21 protein-coding genes are annotated in these 19,429 nt (G+C 69.5%); 8 read left to right on the top strand and 13 right to left on the bottom strand.

Going from position 1 to position 19,429, the window contains the following annotated elements; translation table 11 throughout:
* Positions 1-519: PH domain-containing protein (locus tag CCN51_RS18290; protein ID WP_158104685.1), on the bottom strand; the 519-nt coding region annotated here is incomplete at its 3' end.
* A complete protein-coding gene (locus CCN51_RS18285) occupies positions 516-1,049 on the bottom strand; it encodes a PH domain-containing protein (RefSeq protein ID WP_014179605.1) in 534 nt (177 codons plus the stop codon). The genes CCN51_RS18290 and CCN51_RS18285, both read right to left, overlap by 4 nt.
* Positions 1,050-1,150: 101 nt before the next feature.
* On the opposite strand from CCN51_RS18285, the gene CCN51_RS18280 reads away from it, so the two are divergent.
* Positions 1,151-1,762, top strand: a complete 612-nt coding sequence (locus CCN51_RS18280; RefSeq protein ID WP_014179604.1) for a TetR/AcrR family transcriptional regulator — start codon at positions 1,151-1,153, stop codon at positions 1,760-1,762.
* A 31-nt stretch (positions 1,763-1,793) separates the two neighbouring features.
* On the opposite strand, the gene CCN51_RS18275 is transcribed toward CCN51_RS18280, so the two are convergent.
* Positions 1,794-3,881, bottom strand: coding sequence for an FUSC family protein (locus CCN51_RS18275; RefSeq protein WP_043487587.1), 2,088 nt, complete (start codon positions 3,879-3,881; stop codon positions 1,794-1,796).
* Between the two features lie 302 nt (positions 3,882-4,183).
* On the opposite strand from CCN51_RS18275, the gene CCN51_RS18270 reads away from it, so the two are divergent.
* A complete protein-coding gene (locus CCN51_RS18270; RefSeq protein ID WP_014179602.1) occupies positions 4,184-5,431 on the top strand; it encodes an RNA-guided endonuclease InsQ/TnpB family protein in 1,248 nt (415 codons plus the stop codon).
* Here the strand turns inward: CCN51_RS18270 and CCN51_RS18265 are convergent.
* A complete protein-coding gene (locus CCN51_RS18265) occupies positions 5,418-5,888 on the bottom strand; it encodes a hypothetical protein (protein ID WP_043487584.1) in 471 nt (156 codons plus the stop codon). The two genes, CCN51_RS18270 and CCN51_RS18265, sit on opposite strands and share 14 nt — an antisense overlap.
* Before the next feature lie 183 nt (positions 5,889-6,071).
* On the opposite strand from CCN51_RS18265, the gene CCN51_RS18260 reads away from it, so the two are divergent.
* On the top strand, positions 6,072-7,151 hold the full coding sequence (locus CCN51_RS18260; protein WP_014179600.1) for a DUF8094 domain-containing protein: 1,080 nt from the start codon (positions 6,072-6,074) through the stop codon (positions 7,149-7,151).
* A gap of 229 nt (positions 7,152-7,380) precedes the next feature.
* On the opposite strand, the gene CCN51_RS18255 is transcribed toward CCN51_RS18260, so the two are convergent.
* The 4 genes from CCN51_RS18255 to CCN51_RS57480 all read right to left on the bottom strand — a co-directional run bounded on the left by CCN51_RS18255 (position 7,381) and on the right by CCN51_RS57480 (position 8,480).
* Complete coding sequence (locus tag CCN51_RS18255) at positions 7,381-7,671, bottom strand: hypothetical protein (protein ID WP_014179599.1); 291 nt, start codon at positions 7,669-7,671, stop codon at positions 7,381-7,383.
* Positions 7,672-7,765: 94 nt separating this feature from the next.
* Positions 7,766-8,032 (bottom strand): hypothetical protein, encoded by a 267-nt coding sequence (locus tag CCN51_RS18250; protein ID WP_170061316.1) that lies wholly within the window; start codon positions 8,030-8,032, stop codon positions 7,766-7,768.
* Between the two features lie 55 nt (positions 8,033-8,087).
* Complete coding sequence (locus CCN51_RS55890; RefSeq protein WP_170061315.1) at positions 8,088-8,246, bottom strand: hypothetical protein; 159 nt, start codon at positions 8,244-8,246, stop codon at positions 8,088-8,090.
* Positions 8,247-8,480 carry a hypothetical protein gene (locus tag CCN51_RS57480; RefSeq protein ID WP_238545469.1) on the bottom strand — a complete coding sequence of 78 codons (234 nt, stop codon included), beginning with the start codon at positions 8,478-8,480 and terminating at the stop codon, positions 8,247-8,249.
* Between the two features lie 448 nt (positions 8,481-8,928).
* Between CCN51_RS57480 and CCN51_RS18240 the strand changes: the two genes are divergently transcribed.
* Both CCN51_RS18240 and CCN51_RS18235 read left to right on the top strand, forming a co-directional pair.
* Positions 8,929-9,798 (top strand): helix-turn-helix domain-containing protein, encoded by an 870-nt coding sequence (locus CCN51_RS18240; protein ID WP_342749381.1) that lies wholly within the window; start codon positions 8,929-8,931, stop codon positions 9,796-9,798.
* Positions 9,799-9,812: 14 nt separating this feature from the next.
* A complete protein-coding gene (locus tag CCN51_RS18235; RefSeq protein WP_014179595.1) occupies positions 9,813-10,019 on the top strand; it encodes a DUF397 domain-containing protein in 207 nt (68 codons plus the stop codon).
* Between the two features lie 73 nt (positions 10,020-10,092).
* Here the strand turns inward: CCN51_RS18235 and CCN51_RS18230 are convergent, their stop codons facing one another.
* The 5 genes from CCN51_RS18230 to iolC form a co-directional block, all read right to left on the bottom strand.
* A complete protein-coding gene (locus tag CCN51_RS18230; protein WP_086859729.1) occupies positions 10,093-11,589 on the bottom strand; it encodes a CoA-acylating methylmalonate-semialdehyde dehydrogenase in 1,497 nt (498 codons plus the stop codon).
* Between the two features lie 53 nt (positions 11,590-11,642).
* The gene (gene iolD / locus CCN51_RS18225) at positions 11,643-13,526 is read right to left on the bottom strand and encodes a 3D-(3,5/4)-trihydroxycyclohexane-1,2-dione acylhydrolase (decyclizing) (RefSeq protein WP_014179593.1); all 1,884 of its coding nucleotides are present in this window, start codon (positions 13,524-13,526) and stop codon (positions 11,643-11,645) included.
* Positions 13,523-14,455, bottom strand: coding sequence for a 5-deoxy-glucuronate isomerase (iolB, locus tag CCN51_RS18220; RefSeq protein WP_014179592.1), 933 nt, complete (start codon positions 14,453-14,455; stop codon positions 13,523-13,525). The genes iolD and iolB overlap by 4 nt, the downstream gene beginning before the upstream one ends.
* Before the next feature lie 49 nt (positions 14,456-14,504).
* Positions 14,505-15,392 (bottom strand): Cgl0159 family (beta/alpha)8-fold protein, encoded by an 888-nt coding sequence (locus CCN51_RS18215; protein WP_014179591.1) that lies wholly within the window; start codon positions 15,390-15,392, stop codon positions 14,505-14,507.
* Between the two features lie 118 nt (positions 15,393-15,510).
* Entirely contained in the window at positions 15,511-16,458 is a 948-nt protein-coding gene (gene iolC, locus CCN51_RS18210; RefSeq protein WP_014179590.1) for a 5-dehydro-2-deoxygluconokinase, read from the bottom strand.
* Positions 16,459-16,736: 278 nt separating this feature from the next.
* Between iolC and CCN51_RS18205 the strand changes: the two genes are divergently transcribed.
* From CCN51_RS18205 to CCN51_RS18195, 3 genes are all read left to right on the top strand, one after another.
* Complete coding sequence (locus tag CCN51_RS18205) at positions 16,737-17,750, top strand: sugar ABC transporter substrate-binding protein (protein WP_086013760.1); 1,014 nt, start codon at positions 16,737-16,739, stop codon at positions 17,748-17,750.
* A 7-nt stretch (positions 17,751-17,757) separates the two neighbouring features.
* Positions 17,758-18,825: an ABC transporter permease gene (locus CCN51_RS18200; RefSeq protein WP_014179588.1), complete on the top strand. Its 1,068-nt coding sequence runs from the start codon at positions 17,758-17,760 to the stop codon at positions 18,823-18,825.
* Positions 18,825-19,429, top strand: a 605-nt coding sequence (locus CCN51_RS18195) for an ATP-binding cassette domain-containing protein (protein ID WP_425444765.1), incomplete at its 3' end; no start/stop codon positions are given. The genes CCN51_RS18200 and CCN51_RS18195, both read left to right, overlap by 1 nt.

Here is a 19,429-nt window from a genome sequence, read left to right as displayed (position 1 = left end):
CGGCTCGGCGGCGGCGTCGCCGGTGCCCGCGCGGGCCAGCAGTTCGGCGCGCAGCCGCTCGGCGGCGGGGCGGGTGAGGGCTTCCAGGGTGAGCCCGTCGCGGCTGCCGTTCGCGCCGGTGGTGCCCGCGCGCAGCACGACGAGGCCGAAGACCCGGTGTACGGGGCCCGCGGTCAGGTCGACGTTGCGCACGCGGTGCAGCGGGATGGCGCGCTGCCGGCGGGTGAACAGGCCGCTGCGCAGCTCGAAGGAGTCGGCGGTGACGCGGTAGCGGGTGCGGGACCAGCCGATCAGCCCGGCGATGGTGACGACGGCGAAGGACGCCGCGACGACGGCGAGGGTGATCCAGGCCCGGTTGCCCAGGCGGCCGCCGGTGGCCAGCGCGGTGAGCGCGAGCGAGCCGAGCGGGGCCGCCATCCAGCTGCAGTGGACGGCGATGGTGCGGGGGTCGAGCGAACGCCACCCGGCCCCCGGCGAGTCGGCGGCCGGGCGCTCGGCGCCCATGAGGTGAGCGGTCACGCGGCATCACCGGGCACCAGCTGCGCCGCGTCGCCGATGCGGCGCGCCAGCTCCTCCGCGTCGGCGTCGGAGAGCCCCGCGATACGGACATCGCCCGCCGTGGAGGCGGTGGTGACGGTGACGGTGGCCAGCCCGAAGGCCTGCTGGAGGGGGCCGCGCGCGGTGTCGACGGTCTGCACCCGCGACAGCGGGGCGATCCGCCGCTTGCGCCAGAGCCAGCCGCTCGCCGCGTAGACCGCGCGCTCCCCCAGCTCCCAGGCGTGTGTGCGGTACCGCCACCGCGGCATGGCCCATACGTATCCGAGGGCGGGCAGCACCAGCGTGACCAGCAGCAACGGGCCTAGCCAGGACAGCGCGCCGGGGAAGAAGAGCAGCGAGAGGACGAGCAGGGTGACGGCGGTCAGCAGCATCGGCCCGCTGACGGCGAGCAGCGCCTGCACGGTCCACCAGCGGCGGGCGCGCGGGTCGACGCCGTGGAGCGGTGCCCGGAGCTGGGGCCTGAGTTGGGGCCTGGGGACGGGCATGGACATGGGAGATTCCCCCCGAGGGTTTTTCAAGTCAACTGTATTGGCAGGCGTCCGCCACGGTATAGCAATACGATTGACTTGCAAAAGTGGGAAGGGAGAACGGCATGCCCAAACGGGTGGACCACGAGGAACGGCGCAGACAGATCGCCGAGGCGCTGTGGCGGATCGCCGCCGCGCGCGGCCTCGACGGCGCGAGCCTGCGCGATGTCGCCGCGGAGGCGGGCATCTCGCTCGGGCAGCTCCAGCACTACTTCACCAGCAAGGACGACATGATCGTCTTCGCGCTCGGCCATATCGAGCACCTGGCCCAGCAGCGCATCCGGGCCCGCATCGAGGCGCTGCCGGGCGCCCCCACGCCCCGGGTCGTCCTCCGCGAGACGCTTGCCGAGATGCTGCCGCTGGACGAGGCGAGCCGCACCGGCTATCTGGTGCAGGTCTCCTACTTCGTACGCGCCGTCAACGACGAGCGGCTGCGCACCCACGCCCAGGAGGGCATCGCGGCGCTACGGGCCTTCTTCGCCGACCAGTTGAAGGCGGCCGTCGCCCAAGGGGAGGTGGCCGCGGAGCGGGATCCCGACCGCGAGGCGGCGCTGCTGATCGCGCTGACGGACGGGCTCTCCGCCGCCGTCCTGATGGAGTACGACAGCGCACAGGGCGCCCTGGCCCTGATCGATCTGCATCTGGCGCGCCTCTTCAGCGGCCCCGGAAGCGCCTGAGGCCCCGCCCGCACTCCCCCTGTGCGCCGTCCTACGTGTGGCCGCCCCGTCCGGGTTTGACCGCAAGCGCCTCCGGCAGGTCGTCCAGCGCCTCCACCAGCAGTTCGGCGCCGCGCACCGCCACCCCCGGCCGCTCCTCCTCCTCGTCCTGCCACCGCTCCAGGGCCTCGTGCACCGGGCCCCAGTCGGGCGCCCGGCGCTCCCGTACGGCCGTGACCGCCCCCGGCAGCGCCCCCTGGAGCGCCGCCGCGAACTCCTCGGCCCCCTTGGACGAGGGCGCGTCCTGGGCAGGCAGATGCGCCTCCAGCAGCATGGTGACCCGCCCCATGGTGGACAGCGCCGTCTGCGCGGCGCGGGCCGCGCCGCGGGACAGCCCGCGGTGGCGCACCGGCTCATGGTGGGCCCGCGCCTCGCTCTGCTCCCAGGCCGACCGCGCGGCCCGCGCGTCCAGCAGCGCCTCCCGCACCTGGCGGGGGCGGCGGTCGGCCGGGCGGGCATGCACATCGAAGACGGCGACGGCGTAACGGCCGTTGGTCTCCAGCCAGTCGGCCAGCCGGTCCCGCAGCAGCGGCGTCTCCCAGGCGGGGAAGACGACATACGCGGCCATCGCCAGCACCCCGCCCAGCAGGGTCAGCGCCACCCGCGCCGCCACCGTCTGCGACCAGCCCTCGCCCACGATGCCCAGCAGGAAGACGACATACCCGGTCACACAGGCGGAGGCGACGATGAAGCCGGTGCGCATCAGGAGGTAGAGCGCGGCGGCACAGACCACGGCCAGCACCGCGCTCACATACGGACCGGGGTGGGCCAGCGCCATCACCGCACCGCCGAGCACCACGCCGCCCAGGGTGCCCATGAAGCGCGCGACACCGCGCGAGAAGGTCTGGCCGAAGTCCGGCCGCATCACCATCACCGAGGTGAGCGGCGCCCAGTAGCCATGGCCCCACGGCAGCATGCTCCCCAGCAGATAGCCGCAGGAGGCGACCGCGGACACCCGCACCGCATGCCGCAGCACGGGCGAGGACCAGCGGGCCTCGCGCCGCAGGGCGCGCAGCGCCACCGGGACCATGCCGGGGACGGTGGGCCGGGGCAGATACCGGCGGTCCTTGGCCCCTTCGGCCGTCACGGCCTCCACCGGCTCGTCCGAGGACTCCACCACATCGGCCACCAGCGCCATCAGCCGCAGTGCGGCCCGGCGGGCCGCGCCGCTGAGCATCGGCCCGGTCGGGGGCACCTCCAGCACCGCCATGGCATCCGGCGGCAGCCGCACCGGCTTGCCCCAGCGGATCGCGTGCGCCACGGCGTCCAGCACGGTGGCCGTCGCGCCCAGCAGATCGCGCACCCGGTCGCGCTCGGGCCCCTCGGGCGCGGCGCCGACCACCGGGTCGGCGAGCGAGGCCAGCACCGGCCGGATCCGCTCGGCGAGCAGCCGGTAGCCGCGCAGCTGGCGCGGGCGCCGCCGGGCCTGGCGGGGGGTCAGGGCGGCGGCGCTCCTGGCCTCCATCAGCGGCTGCGGATCGAACGGCGCCACCGGGTCGTGGCGCAGCCGGCGCGCGTAGTCGGCCACCGCGGCGAGCGCGTCCGCGAGGGCGTCGCGCTGCACCCCCCACGGCCGCACCGGGAACAGCACGATGAGCGCGGCCTGCACCACCCCGCCGAGCCCGATCAGGGCGGTGTGCTGGAGCGCGCCCAGCACCGAGGTCGGGAGGGTGACGGTGACCAGCATGACCGCGACCATCTGGGTGGAGACCAGCCCGGACACCGGGCCGACCGCCCACGCCATCCCGGTCAGCAGCGTCCAGACGGCGACCATGACCACGAAGGTCGCGGTGTGGGCGGCGGCCAGATAGCCGAGGAACGTGGACACCGCGAGCCCGCCCGCCGCGGCCAGTGCCAGCGCGGGGCGCGGCCGCCAGCTGCGCTGGAAGGTCGCGATCCCCGAGGAGAAGGCGCCGAACGCGGAGGAGACGGCGAGCGCCGGCGAACCGAGCCACATGGTCACGCCGATGACCAGCGCGACCCCGCACGCGCCGCGCAGCGCGACCAGCGGTTCCATCCTGGTGCGCTCGATCGCAAGCCCGGCGCGTGCGGTCGCCTTCAAGGCGTGTGACCAGGTCATACGGTGAGACTACGGCGCTGATCCACGGAAACTGAACCGGCCGTTCCGCACTGGTTCATCACACCCGCGCGTTGTTTCAGCGGGACTCATGCGACGAACCGCGGTCGTTCAAGACCGGAGGAATCGCATCCCGCGATGGCGGCGCGGAGTGTCACAACCTCGTCTCTTCTGGGTGCGGAGCACCGGCATCGCAGTCCGGCTGAGCCGGTGAGGTGAACGTGTGTGCGATGGGGTCGCACGTGCGAGTGAACTGATGTTCGGAGCTGAAGCGCTTGCACCTCTGCCCACCTAGAGTCGCGGTCATGAAGCTGGTGGTCCAAGTGAAGCTGCTGCCGACGCCCGAGCAGGCGTCGGCCCTGGAGGCGACGCTGACCGCCTGCAACGAGGCAGCCACCTGGGTCAGTTCACTCGCCTACGAACACGGCATCAGCCGGAACTTCGCCCTGCGCAAACTCACCTATACGCAGATCCGCGCCCGGTGGGGACTCGGGGCACAGGCCACCCAGCACGTCATCAAGAAGACATGCGATGCGTACGTCACCTTGAAGGCGAACCTGAAGGCCGGGAACCTCGGCAGGCCGGGTTCGAAGCGCTACCGCAAGGCCACCGAGAAGCCGATCACCTTCCGCCCCGAGGGCGCCCAGCCGTATGACGACCGGATGCTGTCCTGGCAAATCGCCCAGCGGCGGGTCTCGATCTGGACACTGACCGGCCGCGTCAAAGATGTGAAGTTCACCGCCTCCGTGGAGCAGCTCGCCACCCTGGCCCTGCACCGACAGGGCGAGTCGGACCTGGTGCGCCGGGACGGCATGTGGTTCCTCATGGCCACCTGCGACGTGCCCGAGGCGCCGCTGAACACCGAGCCTGCGGACTTCCTGGGCATCGACCTGGGCATCATCAACATCGCCACCACCTCCGACGGCGAGATCCTGGCGGGGCGCTGTCTCAACCGCACCCGGGCCCGCGAGCGGACGCTGCGCACCAAGCTGCAGAGGAAGAACACCCCGTCGGCCAGGCGCCGGCTGAAGAAGCGGCGCCGCAAGGAGGCCCGACGGGCGAAGGATATCAATCACAAGATCGCGAAGCATGTGGTGGCCGAGGCAGAACGCACCGGTCGCGGGATCGCCCTGGAAGACCTCACGGGCATCCGCGAACGGGTACGGCTCCGTAAGCCCCAACGGGCCACCGTGCACTCCTGGGCCTTCGCCCAGCTGGGCAGCTTCATCGCATACAAGGCCCGCAAGGCCGGAGTGCCGGTGGTACACGTCGATCCGGCGTACACCTCCCGCACCTGCGCCGAATGCGGCCACATCGACAAGGCGAACCGGGTGAGTCAAGCCTGGTTCGCGTGCCGGTCCTGCGGATTCGTTGATCACGCAGACCGGAACGGCTCCCGCAACATCCGCGCCAGAGCGCGGCAGTTGTGGCGACGCGGGGCCCAGTCAACGGCCCCCGCCCCACCCCAGGGATCCCGGGGTCAGGCTGGACGCAAGCGCAGCGCCACCGCCAGTGACGCCCGCTGTGCAAGCCCTTCGCTCAGCGAAAGGTAGTTGACCCGTCGGTGCCGCAGTAGACGTCGAGCAGCTTCATCGGCTTGCTGCCGTCGAGGTCCACGTACGCGGTGAAGGACGCGGTCTGCGGCGAGCCGTCCCATGTGGTGGTGATCGTCGCCCAGCCCACCCGCGCCGACTGGGCCGTGGTGACCTCCCCGACCTCGATGTCGCGCGGCGTGTTCTGCGCGCACAGCAGCACATCGAAGCCGGGGTTCTCGGCGGCCTTCTCCTTGAGCTGGTCCGAGACCAGGTGCTTCCGCTCCCAGGCGGTCGGGCCGTGGTTGCCGTAGAAGCCCTCCAGGAAGTGGTGGATCTCCTCGGCGGTGTAGCGGCCGTTGGGGTCGGTCTGGACGGAGGCCGCCGCGGGCGAGCCGGCGGCGAGGACGAGGCCGAGGCCGAGCGCGGCCACGCAGCCACCGGCGAGGGCCGTCGAGCGGCGAAGAGAACGAAGCATCGAAAATCCCCCTGTGCAGTGCTGTATAGGTCTGTGTGCGGTCTTGTGACCATTGATCGGTCGAGTATCAAGAGAGACCCGCGCGTAGATCGGATGGTTGCCCCCTCGCTCCGCAACGGGCTTGTAACAGCGGTTAGCCTGTGGCGGTCATCGACCTGGAACCACCGCAGGGGACTCGCAAACATGCGCCACCACATATCCGGATCCGGGCGAGCGGTTGTATCCGCAGTCGCACTCGCCGTCGCACTCACCGCCTGCTCCGGATCCGACGGTGGAGCGGACTCTTCCGACAAGAGCGGCAAGGACAGCAAGGCCGCCACGGACACATCGTCTTCGCCGGCCGGTGTCATCTCCCTCAAGGCGGCGCAGGACGTCCTGCTCAACTACGCGAAGATCAACAACGAGGCCAACGCCGCACAGAGTCCGAAGAAGATAGCCGAGGTCGAGGACGGCGCGCTGCGGCAGCAGAGTCAGGCGACGTTCACCCAGTTCAAGACTCTGCCGAAGAAGGAACAGGATTCCTACAAGGTTCCCTTCTACTATCCGGTCAAGGGCGCCCACTTCTACATTCCCCCCAAGGGCTCCGAGAACGTCTTCTTCGTCGACACCCGGATCACCGGCAAGAACATCGACGAGGGCCGCCGCCGGCTGATCGCCTTCAAACAGACGAAGGGCAACGTGGGCGCCGCCTGGAAGGCGGTGAGCGTCGGAAACCTCGACAGCAAGACCAAACTGCCGAAGATCCAACTGGACGGCGACGGATTCGCCTCCGTACTCAAGGAGTCGGACCAGGTGGGCGGCACAAAACTCGCCGATCTGCACGGGCTGTCCCAGGACATCTTTCTGACCGGCGGCAAGAGCGCGGACAGCACGTTCACTCAGAACGCGGCCATGAAGGTCTGGAAGAAGAGCTACGCGGACCGCGCCGACTTCCCCGACGGCTGCGTCAACGGCAAATACAAGGCCGCCCACACCGCGGACGACACGGCGTACGGGCTCAAGACCGCCGACGGTGGTGCCGTGGCCCTTTACGGCTTCGGCATCGACTACCTGAACTGGCCGAAGTCCGACGGCATGAACTGCACCTCCGTCATGCAGATCGGCAACATGCCCACGGTCACGGAGGTCTACCTGGACGGCAGGGACACCTCCACCTTCCTCACCCGCACCGATTCGTCGCTCACCATGGCCGTCGTACCGCCCTCCGGCAAGCGCGTCCGGGTCACCGGATACAGCTTCCAGCTCATCGACGCCAAAGGCTAGACAGCCGTTCCGCCAGCCGCCGAAGGAGTGGTAGCCAACGGGGACGGGATCGGCACGTTGACGCCGACCATGCCCGCCTCCACCTCCAGCTGGACGCGGCGGGCGCCGCCGTCGCGGGTGAAGTTGGCCGTGCCGTTGCCCCATTCAAGCTGTTGATCAGCTCGAATGGCGTCGACCAAGTCTGGCCAAAACCGGCCCGCCATGGGCCAGGGCGACGACCCATTTGCCACTACGGCGCAAAGCGAACCGTTACGTTCGCCCAGCCGTCCTGGCTCACGTATTGCCATGCGCCGGTTTCGTCGGCCGTCAGCATCGCCTGGGAGTACAGGGCCGCGATGAGGAGTTTCCAGGGCTCGTCTCGTTCGGCCACTTCGTCATGCGCCAGATCGCGCAGCGAGTTGTCTCCCGCCTTGAAGATGGCTGTGCGGATATCGAAGTAGCGTGTCTTGTCGGCCGTTCCTGTGGTGACGCCGGATGTGCTGATGAACGTCCATTCGGCGTGCCAGGGGCCATCTGCCATGGGGGACCACTCCGGCGAAGTGCTCTGTGTCGTAACTTTGCGGTGAGTTTGGGACGACGACACGCCGTGGCGTCGGCGTGTCGTCGTCCCAAACTCACCGCAAATGGCGGTCAGAGCTTGCTGTGCCTCGTTGGCGCTGGGCGTGCAGCTTGGCAATGGCTCGTAGCTGCCGCCGCTCGTACGCCGTAGCGGGGCGCACCGAGACACAGTGCGACCGCCATGCGAGGCCCGTAGGGCGGGTGAGGCACACCATGGGCCCGTCGAAGTCGGCGATGGTCCCGGGCATCTCGTAACGCCGGTCGTAGACGACCATGCCGACCGCGAGACTGGGCAGGACCTTGGTCCAGTCCCCGCCGTTCACTGCTTCCCCCTGGCACGGCATCGGGCGCAATCGACGTTGGCGTTGGGTGCGTGTCTCACTTCGCCCCCCGCCCCAGATGCTGAGCGATCTGTTCGCTCAGAACGACAGATTGCTGCCGCAGTTCCTCAAGGGTCGGGCGGTCGTCGCCGCCCTGCTGTACCTGCTGCCCGTCGCCCTGTCCCTGCTGTGGCGGGGGAGTTGTCGGCGTGGTCATCTACGCAACCACCCGCACGCCGTGAATTCGGCGCGGCCCGATGTCGATGCCGTGCACGGCCAGCCACAGCGCCCGTCGACGCTGCCGCCGCAGTCGGCGCTCGGCGGGCTCCAGCCGCTGCTGCTGTTCGTACGCGAAGACATAGGGCCGGACCATGTCCGTCCCGTGACCGTCCGGCGGTCCGAAGGCCGGGCGGAACTGGACGGTTGAGGCGTCGGCGCGCTCAACCGCCATGGGTCGTGATGGTGTGTCGGGTACGTGCGCTGTGTGCATCGTCGGCGCGTGCCGGTGCTGCACGGCGGGATGGCCGTCGGCCGTGTCGGGCGCGCGGTGGCGGCCTGACGGCGGTAACACCAGCCGTAGCAGCGCTTCGAGGATCCAGGCGATAGCGTAGGCCACGCTCATCAACCTCCCAGGGGTTGTGGGCCACTGCCCCCGGACGTTCGCCGCTCCAGCAACGTCGCGGGGGTCTCTTGTGTTCGCGTGCACGCGGATGTTCGGCAAGACGCCAGCGAGACGTCTGTGTACCCAAGTCGTCACAGCGAGCAACGCATGAGACTAGAATGCACCCACAGACACGGCATACGCAAGGAATGAGAATGCATACCTTGCAAATGCCGTATCAGCTTGCTGGAGACTTGGTCAGCAGTCAGAATCGGCCTACCTCGTGTGCAGATGAAAGGTGGCTGCGGTGCCTCCGAAGCGGCAGATCCCCACGGTTCGCCTCCGTCGTCTTGCGGCGGAGCTACGGCGGTTGCGAAGCGAGTCGGAGCTGACGAGGGAGGAAGTGACGGGGCAGACGGGCATCAACGAGGCCACGCTGTACCGCATCGAGACTGCCCGCGTCCGGCCCCAGCGGCGGACGCTGGTCGCCTTGCTGGACCTGTACCACGTTCGAGATCCGCAGCGTGGTGAGGTTCTTGCCTTGCTGCAGGGGGCCAACACACGAGGGTGGTTGCGGCCGTATCACAGCGAACTTCCCGAGGAATACACTGCGTACATCAGCTTCGAGAACGAAGCGTGGGAAGTCCGCAACTACGAGTCGCTGTTCATTCCTGGCCTGTTGCAGACCGAGGACTACGCACGAGCTGTGATCAGAGGGACGTTGCCCATGGCCAGCGCCGAGGCAGTAGAGCAACGAGTGCAAGCGCGTATCGAGCGGAAGGCGGTACTCGCCAAGGACGATCCGCTGCGTGTTTGGGCGATCATGGATGAGGCCGCACTGCGCCGAATGGTGGGCGGCCCGAAGGCCATGCGTGAGCAGATGAAGCACCTTGCTCAGGAGGCCGAGAAACCTCATGTGACTCTTCAGGTCATCCCGTTCAGCGCCGGGGCACACGCCGGCATGCCGGGGTCATTTGTGCTGATGGGCTTCGCGGATGCGGAAGACCCGGAGATCGTCTACCTGGACAGCATGGCCGGAGATCTCTTCCTTGAAGCCGAGATCGATGTGCGCAGGTATGGCGTGATGTTCGACAACCTACGTGCTCAGGCCCTCAGCCCCGACAGCACACTGAGCCTGATCACTACACTGATCAGCGAGATGCAGTGAGGGGAGGTACAAGAATGCACGAGATAGATCTTGCGGGCGCGAAGTGGCGCAAGAGTTCTTACAGCAGTGGCAACGGCCAGTGTGTCGAGGCCGCGTTCCTTCCTACGATGGTGGCAACGCGCGACAGCAAGGACCCCCAGGGCCCGGCGTTGGTTTTCTCGGCGGACGGCTGGGCGTCCTTCGTCACCGCCCTCGCCAGTGGCGGACTCCTCACCGCCTGACCCGCGCAGCCCCTACCATCCAAGCGAGCCCCCACCGGATGCGCACCGGTGGGGGCTCAACTCTGACAGGGCCTCAGTGGTTCTTCGGGAACCCGAGGTTGATGCCGACCTCCTCCGACGGTGCCGGCCAGCGGGTGGTGATGACCTTGCCGCGGGTGTAGAACTGCACACCGTCGTTGCCGTAGATGTGCTGGTCGCCGAAGAGCGAGTCCTTCCAGCCGCCGAAGGAGTGGTAGCCGACGGGGACCGGGATCGGCACGTTGATGCCGACCATGCCCGCTTCCACCTCCAGCTGGAAGCGGCGGGCGGCGCCGCCGTCGCGGGTGAAGATGGCCGTGCCGTTGCCCCACTTCGAGCTGTTGATCAGCTCGATGGCCTCGTCGTACGTCTCGGCGCGGACCACGCACAGCACCGGGCCGAAGATCTCGTCGCGGTAGGCGTCGGCGGTGGTGGGAACCTTGTCCAGCAGCGAGACGCCGATGAAGAAGCCGTTCTCGTGGCCTTCGACCGCATATCCCGTCCCGTCGACGACGACCTCGGCGCCCTGCGCCGCGGCGCCGTGCACATACGAGGCGACCTTGTCGCGGTGCTCCTTGGTGATGAGCGGACCCATCTCGGAGGCCGGGTCGTCGCCGGGGCCGATGCGGAGCCTGGCGGCGCGGTCGGCGATCTTCTTGACCAGTTCGTCGCCGGTGTCGCCCACCGCGACCACGACGGACACGGCCATGCAGCGCTCGCCGGCCGAGCCGTACGCCGCGTTGATGGCGTTGTCCGCGGCGAAGTCCAGGTCGGCGTCGGGCAGCACCAGCATGTGGTTCTTGGCGCCGCCGAGCGCCTGCACCCGCTTGCCGTGCTCGATGGCCTTCGCCTGGATGTACCTGGCGATGGGCGTGGAGCCGACGAAGCTGACCGCGGCGATGTCCGGGTGCTCCAGGAGCCGGTCGACGGCCACCTTGTTGCCGTTGACGACGTTGAGCACGCCGTCCGGCAGGCCCGCCTCGGCGGCCAGTTCGGCCAGCCGCCAGGAGGCCGAGGGGTCCTTCTCACTGGGCTTGAGTACGAAGGTGTTGCCGCAGGCGATGGCCACCGGGAACATCCACATCGGCACCATGGCCGGGAAGTTGAACGGCGTGATGCCGGCGACGACGCCGAGCGGCTGGCGGATCGAGGCGACGTCGACCCCGGTGGAGACCTGGGTGGACAGCTCGCCCTTCAGCTTCTCCGCGATGGAGCAGGCGAGCTCGACGATCTCCAGGCCGCGGGCCACCTCGCCGAGGGCGTCGGAGTGCACCTTGCCGTGCTCGGCGGTGATCAGGGCGGCGATCTCGTCGCGGTGGGCGTCCAGCAGTTCGCGGTACTTGTAGAGGATCGCGGTGCGCTTGGCCAGCGAGACGGTGCCCCAGGAAGCGAATGCCTCCTGGGCCGCGGAGACGGCCGCGTCCACCTCGGCCACGGAGGCGAACGCCACCCGGGTGTCCTGAGCGCCGGTCGCCGGGTTGTAGACCGGGCCGTACTCTCCCGACGCGCCCTCGACGGGCTTGCCACCGATCCAGTGGTTGACGGTCTTCATGGGTGCGGAGCCTTTCTCTTCGTTCACCAGTCGGTCACCGATCAGGGGGGCGATCAGAGGTGACGGCGGCGGGCCGCGGCCTGCCGGTCGTAGGTTTCGCGGGCCTTGACGGCCGCGGGGCGGGTCGCGGTCTGGGCGACGGGCACATCCCACCACGCCTGGGCGGCGGGCGCGCCGGGCACCGGGCCGGCCGTTTCGGTCTCCACATAGACGCAGGTGGGCCGGTCCGAGGCGCGCGCGGCGGCCAGTGCCTCGCGCAGCTCGGCCACGCTCCCGGCGCGGATCACCTCCATGCCGAGCGAGGCGGCGTTGGTCGCCAGGTCGACCGGGAGCGGGTCGCCGGTGTACGTGCCGTCGGCGGCGCGGAAGCGGTAGGCGGTGCCGAAGCGCTCACCACCAGTCTCCTCCGACAGACCGCCGATGGAGGCGTAGCCGTGGTTCTGGATCAGCACGATGTTGATGTTGATGCCTTCCTGGACCGCGGTGACGATCTCGGTCGGCATCATCAGATACGTACCGTCCCCGACCAGCGCCCACACCGGGCGGTCGGGCGCCGCGAGCCGGACGCCGATGGCGGCCGGGATCTCGTAGCCCATGCAGGAGTAGCCGTATTCGAGGTGGTACTGGCGCGGCGAGCGGGCCCGCCACAGCTTGTGCAGATCGCCGGGGAGCGAGCCGGCGGCGTTGATGACGACGTCGTCGTCGCCGACGGTCTGGTCCAGGGCACCCAGGACCTGGGTCTGGGAGGGCCGGGCGGACTCGTCCTCGGCGTCGTACGCGGCGTCGACCTGCTGCTCCCAGCGCGCCTTCCCGGCGGCGTACTCGGCCTCGTACCACTCCTCGACCCGGTGCCCGGCCAGCGCCTGGGCCAGCGCCTCAAGACCGGCGCGGGCGTCGGCGACCAGGGTCGTCGCGCTCAGCTTGTGGGCGTCGAACGGCGCGATGTTGAGGTTCAGGAAGCGGACACCGGGGTCGGCGAAGAGGGTCGCGGAGGCGGTGGTGAAGTCGCTGTAGCGGGTGCCCACGCCGATGACCAGGTCGGCGGTGCGGGCCAGGTCGTCCGCGACGGAGGTGCCGGTGTGTCCGATGCCGCCGATGTCGGCGGGGTGGTCGTGGCGCAGCGAGCCCTTGCCCGCCTGGGTGGAGGCGACGGGGATGCCGGTGGCGTCGACGAGCGCGCGCAGGCTCTCCTCGGCCTCGCTGTGGTGGATGCCGCCGCCCGCGACGATCAGCGGCCGCCGGGCGGCGCGCACGGCCTGCGCGGCCGCGGCGAGCTCGGCCGGCTCGGGCGCGGGGCGGCGTACGTGCCAGACCCGGTCGGCGAAGAACTCCTCGGGCCAGTCGTACGCCTCGGCCTGGACGTCCTGCGGGAAGGCGAGGGTGACGGCGCCGGTGTCGACCGGGTCGGCGAGCACCCGCATGGCCTGCAGCGCGGCCGGGATCAGCGACTCGGGGCGGACGATCCGGTCGAAGTAGCGGGAGACCGGCCGCAGACAGTCGTTGACCGACACATCGCCCGCGAAGGGAACCTCCAGCTGCTGCAGCACCGGGTCGGCGGGGCGGGTCGCGAAGGTGTCGCCGGGCAGCAGCAGCACGGGCAGCCGGTTGACGGTGGCCAGCGCGGCGCCGGTGACCAGGTTGGTGGCCCCGGGGCCGATGGAGGTGGTGACGGCCTGGGCGGCGAGCCGGTTGGACTGGCGGGCGTAGCCGACGGCCGCGTGCACCATGGCCTGCTCGTTACGGCCCTGGAGATACGGCATGGCGTCCTGGCCGGTCTCCAGCAGCGCCTGGCCGAGGCCCGCCACATTGCCGTGGCCGAAGATGCCCCAGCAGGCGTTGATGAGGCGCCGGCGCTTCCCGTCGCGCTCGGTGTACTGGTGGGCCAGGAACTCCACCAGGGCCTGGGCCGTGGTGAGCCTGCGGGTGGCTCCACTCATCGTGTGTCTCCCGTAGAGGCGTCGGGGGCGTCGGGGGCGTCATAGAGGGGCAGGCGGGCATCGACGGGCTGGTCCGGCCAGGTGGCGCGGATCCAGGCGTGGTCGGGGTGGTCGCAGATCAGCCAGTCGCGCTCCTGGCCGGGGCCCGCCATGACGTTGAGGTAGTACATGTCGTGGCCGGGGGCGGCGATGGACGGGCCGTGCCAGCCGTCGGGGATCAGGACCACGTCGCCGGAGCGGACCTCGGCGAGCACATCCGTGCCACGGCCGTGGCCGGAGGGGGAGACCCGCTGGTAGCCGACGCCCTCGTTGCCGTGTGCCTCGGCGATCTCGAAGTAGTAGATCTCCTCCAGCTCGGACTCCTCGCCCGGACGGCACTCGTCGTGCTTGTGCGGCGGGTAGGAGGACCAGTTGCCGCCGGGGGTCAGCACCTCGACCGCGATCAGCTTGTCACACTCAAAGACCCCGGCGGCGCCGAAGTTGTTGACCTGGCGGGAGCAGTTGCCGGTGCCGCGCAGCTCGACGGGGACGGCGGAGGCCGGTCCGTAGCGGGCGGGCAGCCGGCGCTCGCAGCGGGCGCCGGTGAGCGCGAACCGCCCGCCCGCCGCGCTCGCGATCTGCGCGTGCGCGTCGCGCGGCAGATACGCGAAGTCGGTGACGCCGCTGAACACGCTGTCCCGGCCGTGCAGTTCGAAGGTCCGGCCCTCGGTCTCCACGGTGCAGCCGCCGTTCAGCGGCAGCACGATCCACTCGCTGTCGCCGGTGGCCACCTGATGCGAGCCGCCGGGCGGCAGGTCGAGGACGCGCAGCGAGGAGTAGCCCCATCCGGCCCGCGCGGGGTCGATGTCCACGGCGTACGGTCCGGCGGCCGCCTTGCCGGCCTGCAGATGGAAGCCGGTGGAACCGGTGTAAGGGTCGCTAGTGGTCATGTCGTCAGTCTCCGCCTTGTTCCCCACTTGTTCCCTGGTCCCGGCGCCGTCACAGCAGTCCGACGGCCGTGTCGACGGCCTGCTCGACGCTGCCCTCCGCCGGGTAGAGCAGCGCGCGGCCGACCACCAGGCCCTGGACGGTGGGCAGGCTCAGCGCCTTGCGCCACTTCTCGTACGCGCCCTCCTGGTCCCGCGGGCTCTTGCCGACGTCCCCGCCGAGCAGCACCGCGGGCAGCGTGGAGGTCTCCATGACGGCGGCCATGTCGTCGGCGTTCTCGGTGACCGGCACCTTCAGCCAGGTGTACGCGGAGGTCCCGGCGAGCCCGGAGGTGATGGCGATGGACTTGGTGACGGCCTCGGCGCTCAGGTCGTTGGTGACCTTGCCGTCGATCCGGCGGGAGATGAAGGGCTCGACGAAGATGGGCAGCCGGCGCTCGGCCATCTCGTCGATGGCTCTGGCCGTCGACACCATGGTGGCCAGCGAGCCCTCGTCGGAGTAGTCGATGCGCAGCAGCAGCTTGCCTGCGTCGAAGCCGAGCCGGGCGATGTCCTGGGGGCGGTGGCCGGTGAAGCGGTCGTCGAGTTCGAAGGAGGCGCCGGCCAGGCCGCCGCGGTTCATCGAGCCCATGACGACCTTGTTGTCGAGGGCGCCGAGCAGCAGCAGGTCCTCAAGGATGTCGGCGGTGGCGAGCACACCGTCGACGCCGGGGCGGGACAGCGCCGCGCACAGCCGCTCCAGCAGTTCGGTGCGGTTGGCCATGGCCAGCTTGTGGCCTCCGACGGCGAGGGCGCCGCGCGCGGGGTGGTCGGCGGCCACGATCATCAGACGGCCGCTGTCGCCGACGAGGGGGCGCCGGACCCGGCGGGCGGCCGCCTCGGCGATCGCCTCCGGGTGCCGGGTCCGCACCTTGACCAGGTCGGGAATGCTGATGCTCAACGGGTGCTCCTCGCAGTCGCGTTCATGAGATCACGCCATCCGCTGGTCGCGCGGCCTGGTGGCGGCCGGAGGGCGAGGGGGCGGGTGATCAAGAGAGGGGATGGCTGGTCACCTGTGGTCAGTCCCCGGCAAGCAGGGCCTCGACCTCGGCTTCGGTGGGCATCGCGGAGGAGCAGGCGAGGCGGGACGCCACGATGGCGCCCGCAGCGTTGGCGTACCGCATGATGCGCTCCAAGTCCCAGCCGGACAGCAGGCCGTGGCACAGGGATCCGCCGAACGAGTCGCCCGCGCCCAGGCCGTTGACGACCTCGACGGGGACCGGCGGCACCTCGGCCGTGGTGCCGTCGCGGTGTACGGCGAGTACGCCCTTGGGGCCCTGTTTGACAACGGCCAGTTCCACCCCCGCCGCCAGCAGGCGCTCGGCGCAGGCCGCGGGCTCCCGCACCCCGGTGGCGACCTCGCATTCGTCGAGGTTGCCGACGGCGACGGTGGCGTGGCGCAGTGCCTGGGCGTAGTACGGGCGGGCCTCGGCCGGGTCCGGCCAGAACATCGGCCGCCAGTCCAGGTCGAAGACGGTCGGGCCGGCCTTGGCGCGCGCCTCCAGGGCGGCCAGGGTGGCGGCGCGGCTGGGCTCTTCGCTGAGGCCGGTGCCGGTCATCCAGAAGATCCGGGCGGCGCGTACGGCGTCGAGGTCCAGCTCCCCGGGGTGGATCTCCAGGTCGGGGGCTTTGGGCCGACGGTAGAAGTACAGCGGAAAGTCGTCGGGCGGGAAGATCTCGCAGAAGGTGACGGGGGTGGGGTAGGCGCCGACGGGGGTGACCCAGCGGTCGTCCACGCCGAACTCGCGCAGCGCCTGGTGGATGTACTCGCCGAAGGGGTCGGCCCCGGTGCGGCTGATCACCGCCGTGCGGCGGCCGAGCCGGGCGGCGGCCACCGCGACATTGGTCGCGGAGCCGCCGAGGAATTTGCCGAACGTCTCGACCTGCGGCAGGGGGACGCCGATCTGCAGGGGATAGATGTCCACCCCGATCCGGCCCATCGTGATCAGGTCGTACGGCTCACTCATGCGTACCCCTTCAGGAAAGACGCAGCTCAGGCTCACGGTCCGTGCATCGTGCGGGCGGCTGTGGCCCTTCAGGTCTAAGGGTGTCTCCCATCCCCTGTCAAGAATTTGTCCTTACATTCGGACCTATCAAGGGCATCGATGGGCGACGTTATCGCCTCGTTACGTCCAGATGAAATGTTGTCATGACAAACCCTTGACAGCCGACGGCCCCGGAGAGTTTGCTCCCCTTCGCAACGGCCGTGTCAACAACGGTCCCGGCTTGAGAGGTGCTGGAACAGATGGACCTCAGACTCAACCGAACCCGCAGAGCCTCAGCCCTGGCCGCCCTGGTCACGGCAGGCGTCCTGATCGCCACCGGCTGCAGCAGCCAGGGCGGCAAGAAGGCCCAGGACGCCTCGGACGACATCTCCGCCGGCAAGGCGAACACCCCCCGGCTGAAGATCGCGATGATCACTCACGCGGCACCAGGCGACACCTTCTGGGACACCATCCGCAAGGGCGCCAAGGCAGCGGCGGCCAAGGACAACGTGGACCTGGTCTACTCGAGCAACCCCAACGCGGCCGACCAGGCAAACCTCATCCAGAACGCCATCGACCAGCACGTCGACGGCATCGCGGTCACCCTCGCCAAGCCCGACGCCATGAAGGGCGTCATAGCGAAGGCCGAGAAGGCCGGTATCCCCGTCGTCGGCTTCAACGCCGGCCTCGACAACTGGAAGGACATGGGCCTGCTGGAGTACTTCGGCCAGGACGAGTCCATCGCCGGCCAGGCCTTCGGCAAGCGGCTGAACGAGGTCGGTGCCAAGCACAACATCTGTGTGATCCAGGACCAGGGCCATGTCGCGCTCGAGGCCCGCTGCGCCGGTGTGAAGAAGACCTTCAAGGGCAAGACGGAGAACCTCTACGTCAACGGGACCGATATGCCGTCGGTGAGGTCGACGATCAACGCGAAGCTCAGGCAGGACTCCAGCATCGACTACGTCGTCACGCTCGGCGCCCCCTTCGCCCTCACCGCCGTCCAGTCCGCCAAGGACGCCGGGGGCAAGGCCAAGGTCGCCACCTTCGACCTCAACAAGACCCTGGTCGCCGCGGTCAAGAGCGGCGATGTGCAGTTCGCCGTCGACCAGCAGCCGTTCCTCCAGGGCTATCTGTCGATCGACTCGCTGTGGCTCTACAAGGTCAACGGCAACTTCAGCGGCGGCGGCGAGAAGCCCGTGCTGACCGGCCCCGCGTTCGTCACCAAGGACAACGTCGAGACCATCGCCAAGTTCGCCGAGAAGGGCACCCGGTGATCGCCCGATGACCCAGACCACGACGCCGGCGGCGGCGACGCCGCCGGCCTCCCCCACCGTCCACAAGGCCCGCACCACCGAGCGCTCGCTGATCCGCCGGACGCTGGCCCGCCCCGAGATCGGCGCGCTGGTCGCGGCCATCGGCGTCTACATCTTCTTCTTCGCCGCCGCCCCGACCTTCCGCCAGGCCGACTCCTTCGCCACGGTCCTCTATCAGGGGTCCACCATCGGCATCATGGCCCTGGCCGTCTCCCTGCTGATGATCGGCGGCGAGTTCGACCTGTCGGCCGGTGTCGCCGTCACCTCCTCGGCGCTGACCGCGAGCATGCTCAGCTTCCAGCTCACCACCAATGTGTGGGTGGGAGTCCTGGTCGCCCTGGTCGTCTCGCTCGTCGTGGGCCTGATCAACGGCGTACTGCTGATCAAGACCGGACTGCCCAGCTTCCTGGTCACCCTCGCCAGCTTCCTGATGCTCCAGGGCGCCAACCTGGCCGTCACCAAGCTGCTGACCGACAATGTCGCCACCGACCCGATCAACGATATGGACGGCTTCGACCAGGCCAAGTCGGTCTTCGCCTCCGAGATCTCGATCGGCGGCGTCGATGTGAAGATCACCGTGCTGTGGTGGCTGTTCTTCGCGGCCATCGCCACCTGGGTGCTGCTGCGCACCAAGTTCGGCAACTGGATCTTCGCGGTGGGCGGCTCCAAGGAGAGCGCCCGGGCCGTGGGTGTCCCGGTGACCTTCACCAAGATCGCGCTGTTTATGACCGTGGGCTTCGCGGCCTGGTTCGTCGGTATGCACCTGCTGTTCGAGTACAACACCGTGCAGGCCGGCGAGGGCGTGGGCAACGAGTTCTACTACATCATCGCGGCGGTGATCGGCGGCTCTCTGCTCACCGGCGGCTATGGCTCGGCGATCGGCGCGGTCCTGGGCGCCTTCATCTTCGGCATGGTCAACCAGGGCATCGTCTACGCCAACTGGAACCCCGACTGGTTCAAGTTCTTCGTCGGCGTGATGCTGCTGCTCGCGACACTGGTCAATCTGTGGGTGCGCCGCCAGGCGACCAGGAGGTGATGGCAATGGCCACGAACGTGACCAAAGAAGCCGCCGCGGGCCGGAGCCCGGAGCCGGTGGTCCGGCTGAACGGCGTCGGCAAGCTCTACGGCAACGTCCGCGCGCTGCGCGGAATCGACCTGGCCGTACGGCCGGGCCAGGTGACCTGCGTACTGGGCGACAACGGCGCCGGCAAGTCCACCCTCATCAAGATCGTGTCCGGGCTGCACCAGCATGACGAGGGGGAATTCCTCGTCGACGGCAATCCGGTGCGCCTGTCCAACCCGCGCGACGCCCTGAACCTCGGCATCGCCACCGTGTACCAGGACCTGGCCACCGTGCCGCTGATGCCGGTATGGCGGAACTTCTTCCTCGGCTCCGAACTGACCCGTGGCCGCTGGCCCGTGCGCCGCCTGGACATCGAGCGGATGAAGCGGATCACCGACGAGGAACTGTCCGCCATGGGCATCCACCTCGACGACCTGGACCAGCCCATCGGCACCCTCTCCGGCGGCCAGCGCCAGTCGGTGGCCATCGCCCGGGCCGTGTACTTCGGCGCCCGGGTGCTGATCCTGGACGAGCCCACGGCGGCGCTCGGCGTCAAGCAGTCCGGGGTGGTGCTCAA

Source organism: Streptomyces milbemycinicus (assembly GCF_002154605.1).
Lineage (GTDB): Bacteria > Actinomycetota > Actinomycetes > Streptomycetales > Streptomycetaceae > Streptomyces > Streptomyces milbemycinicus.
Note: the sequence above shows the minus strand (reverse complement) of the source record. Positions and strands in the feature narration are given on the sequence as shown.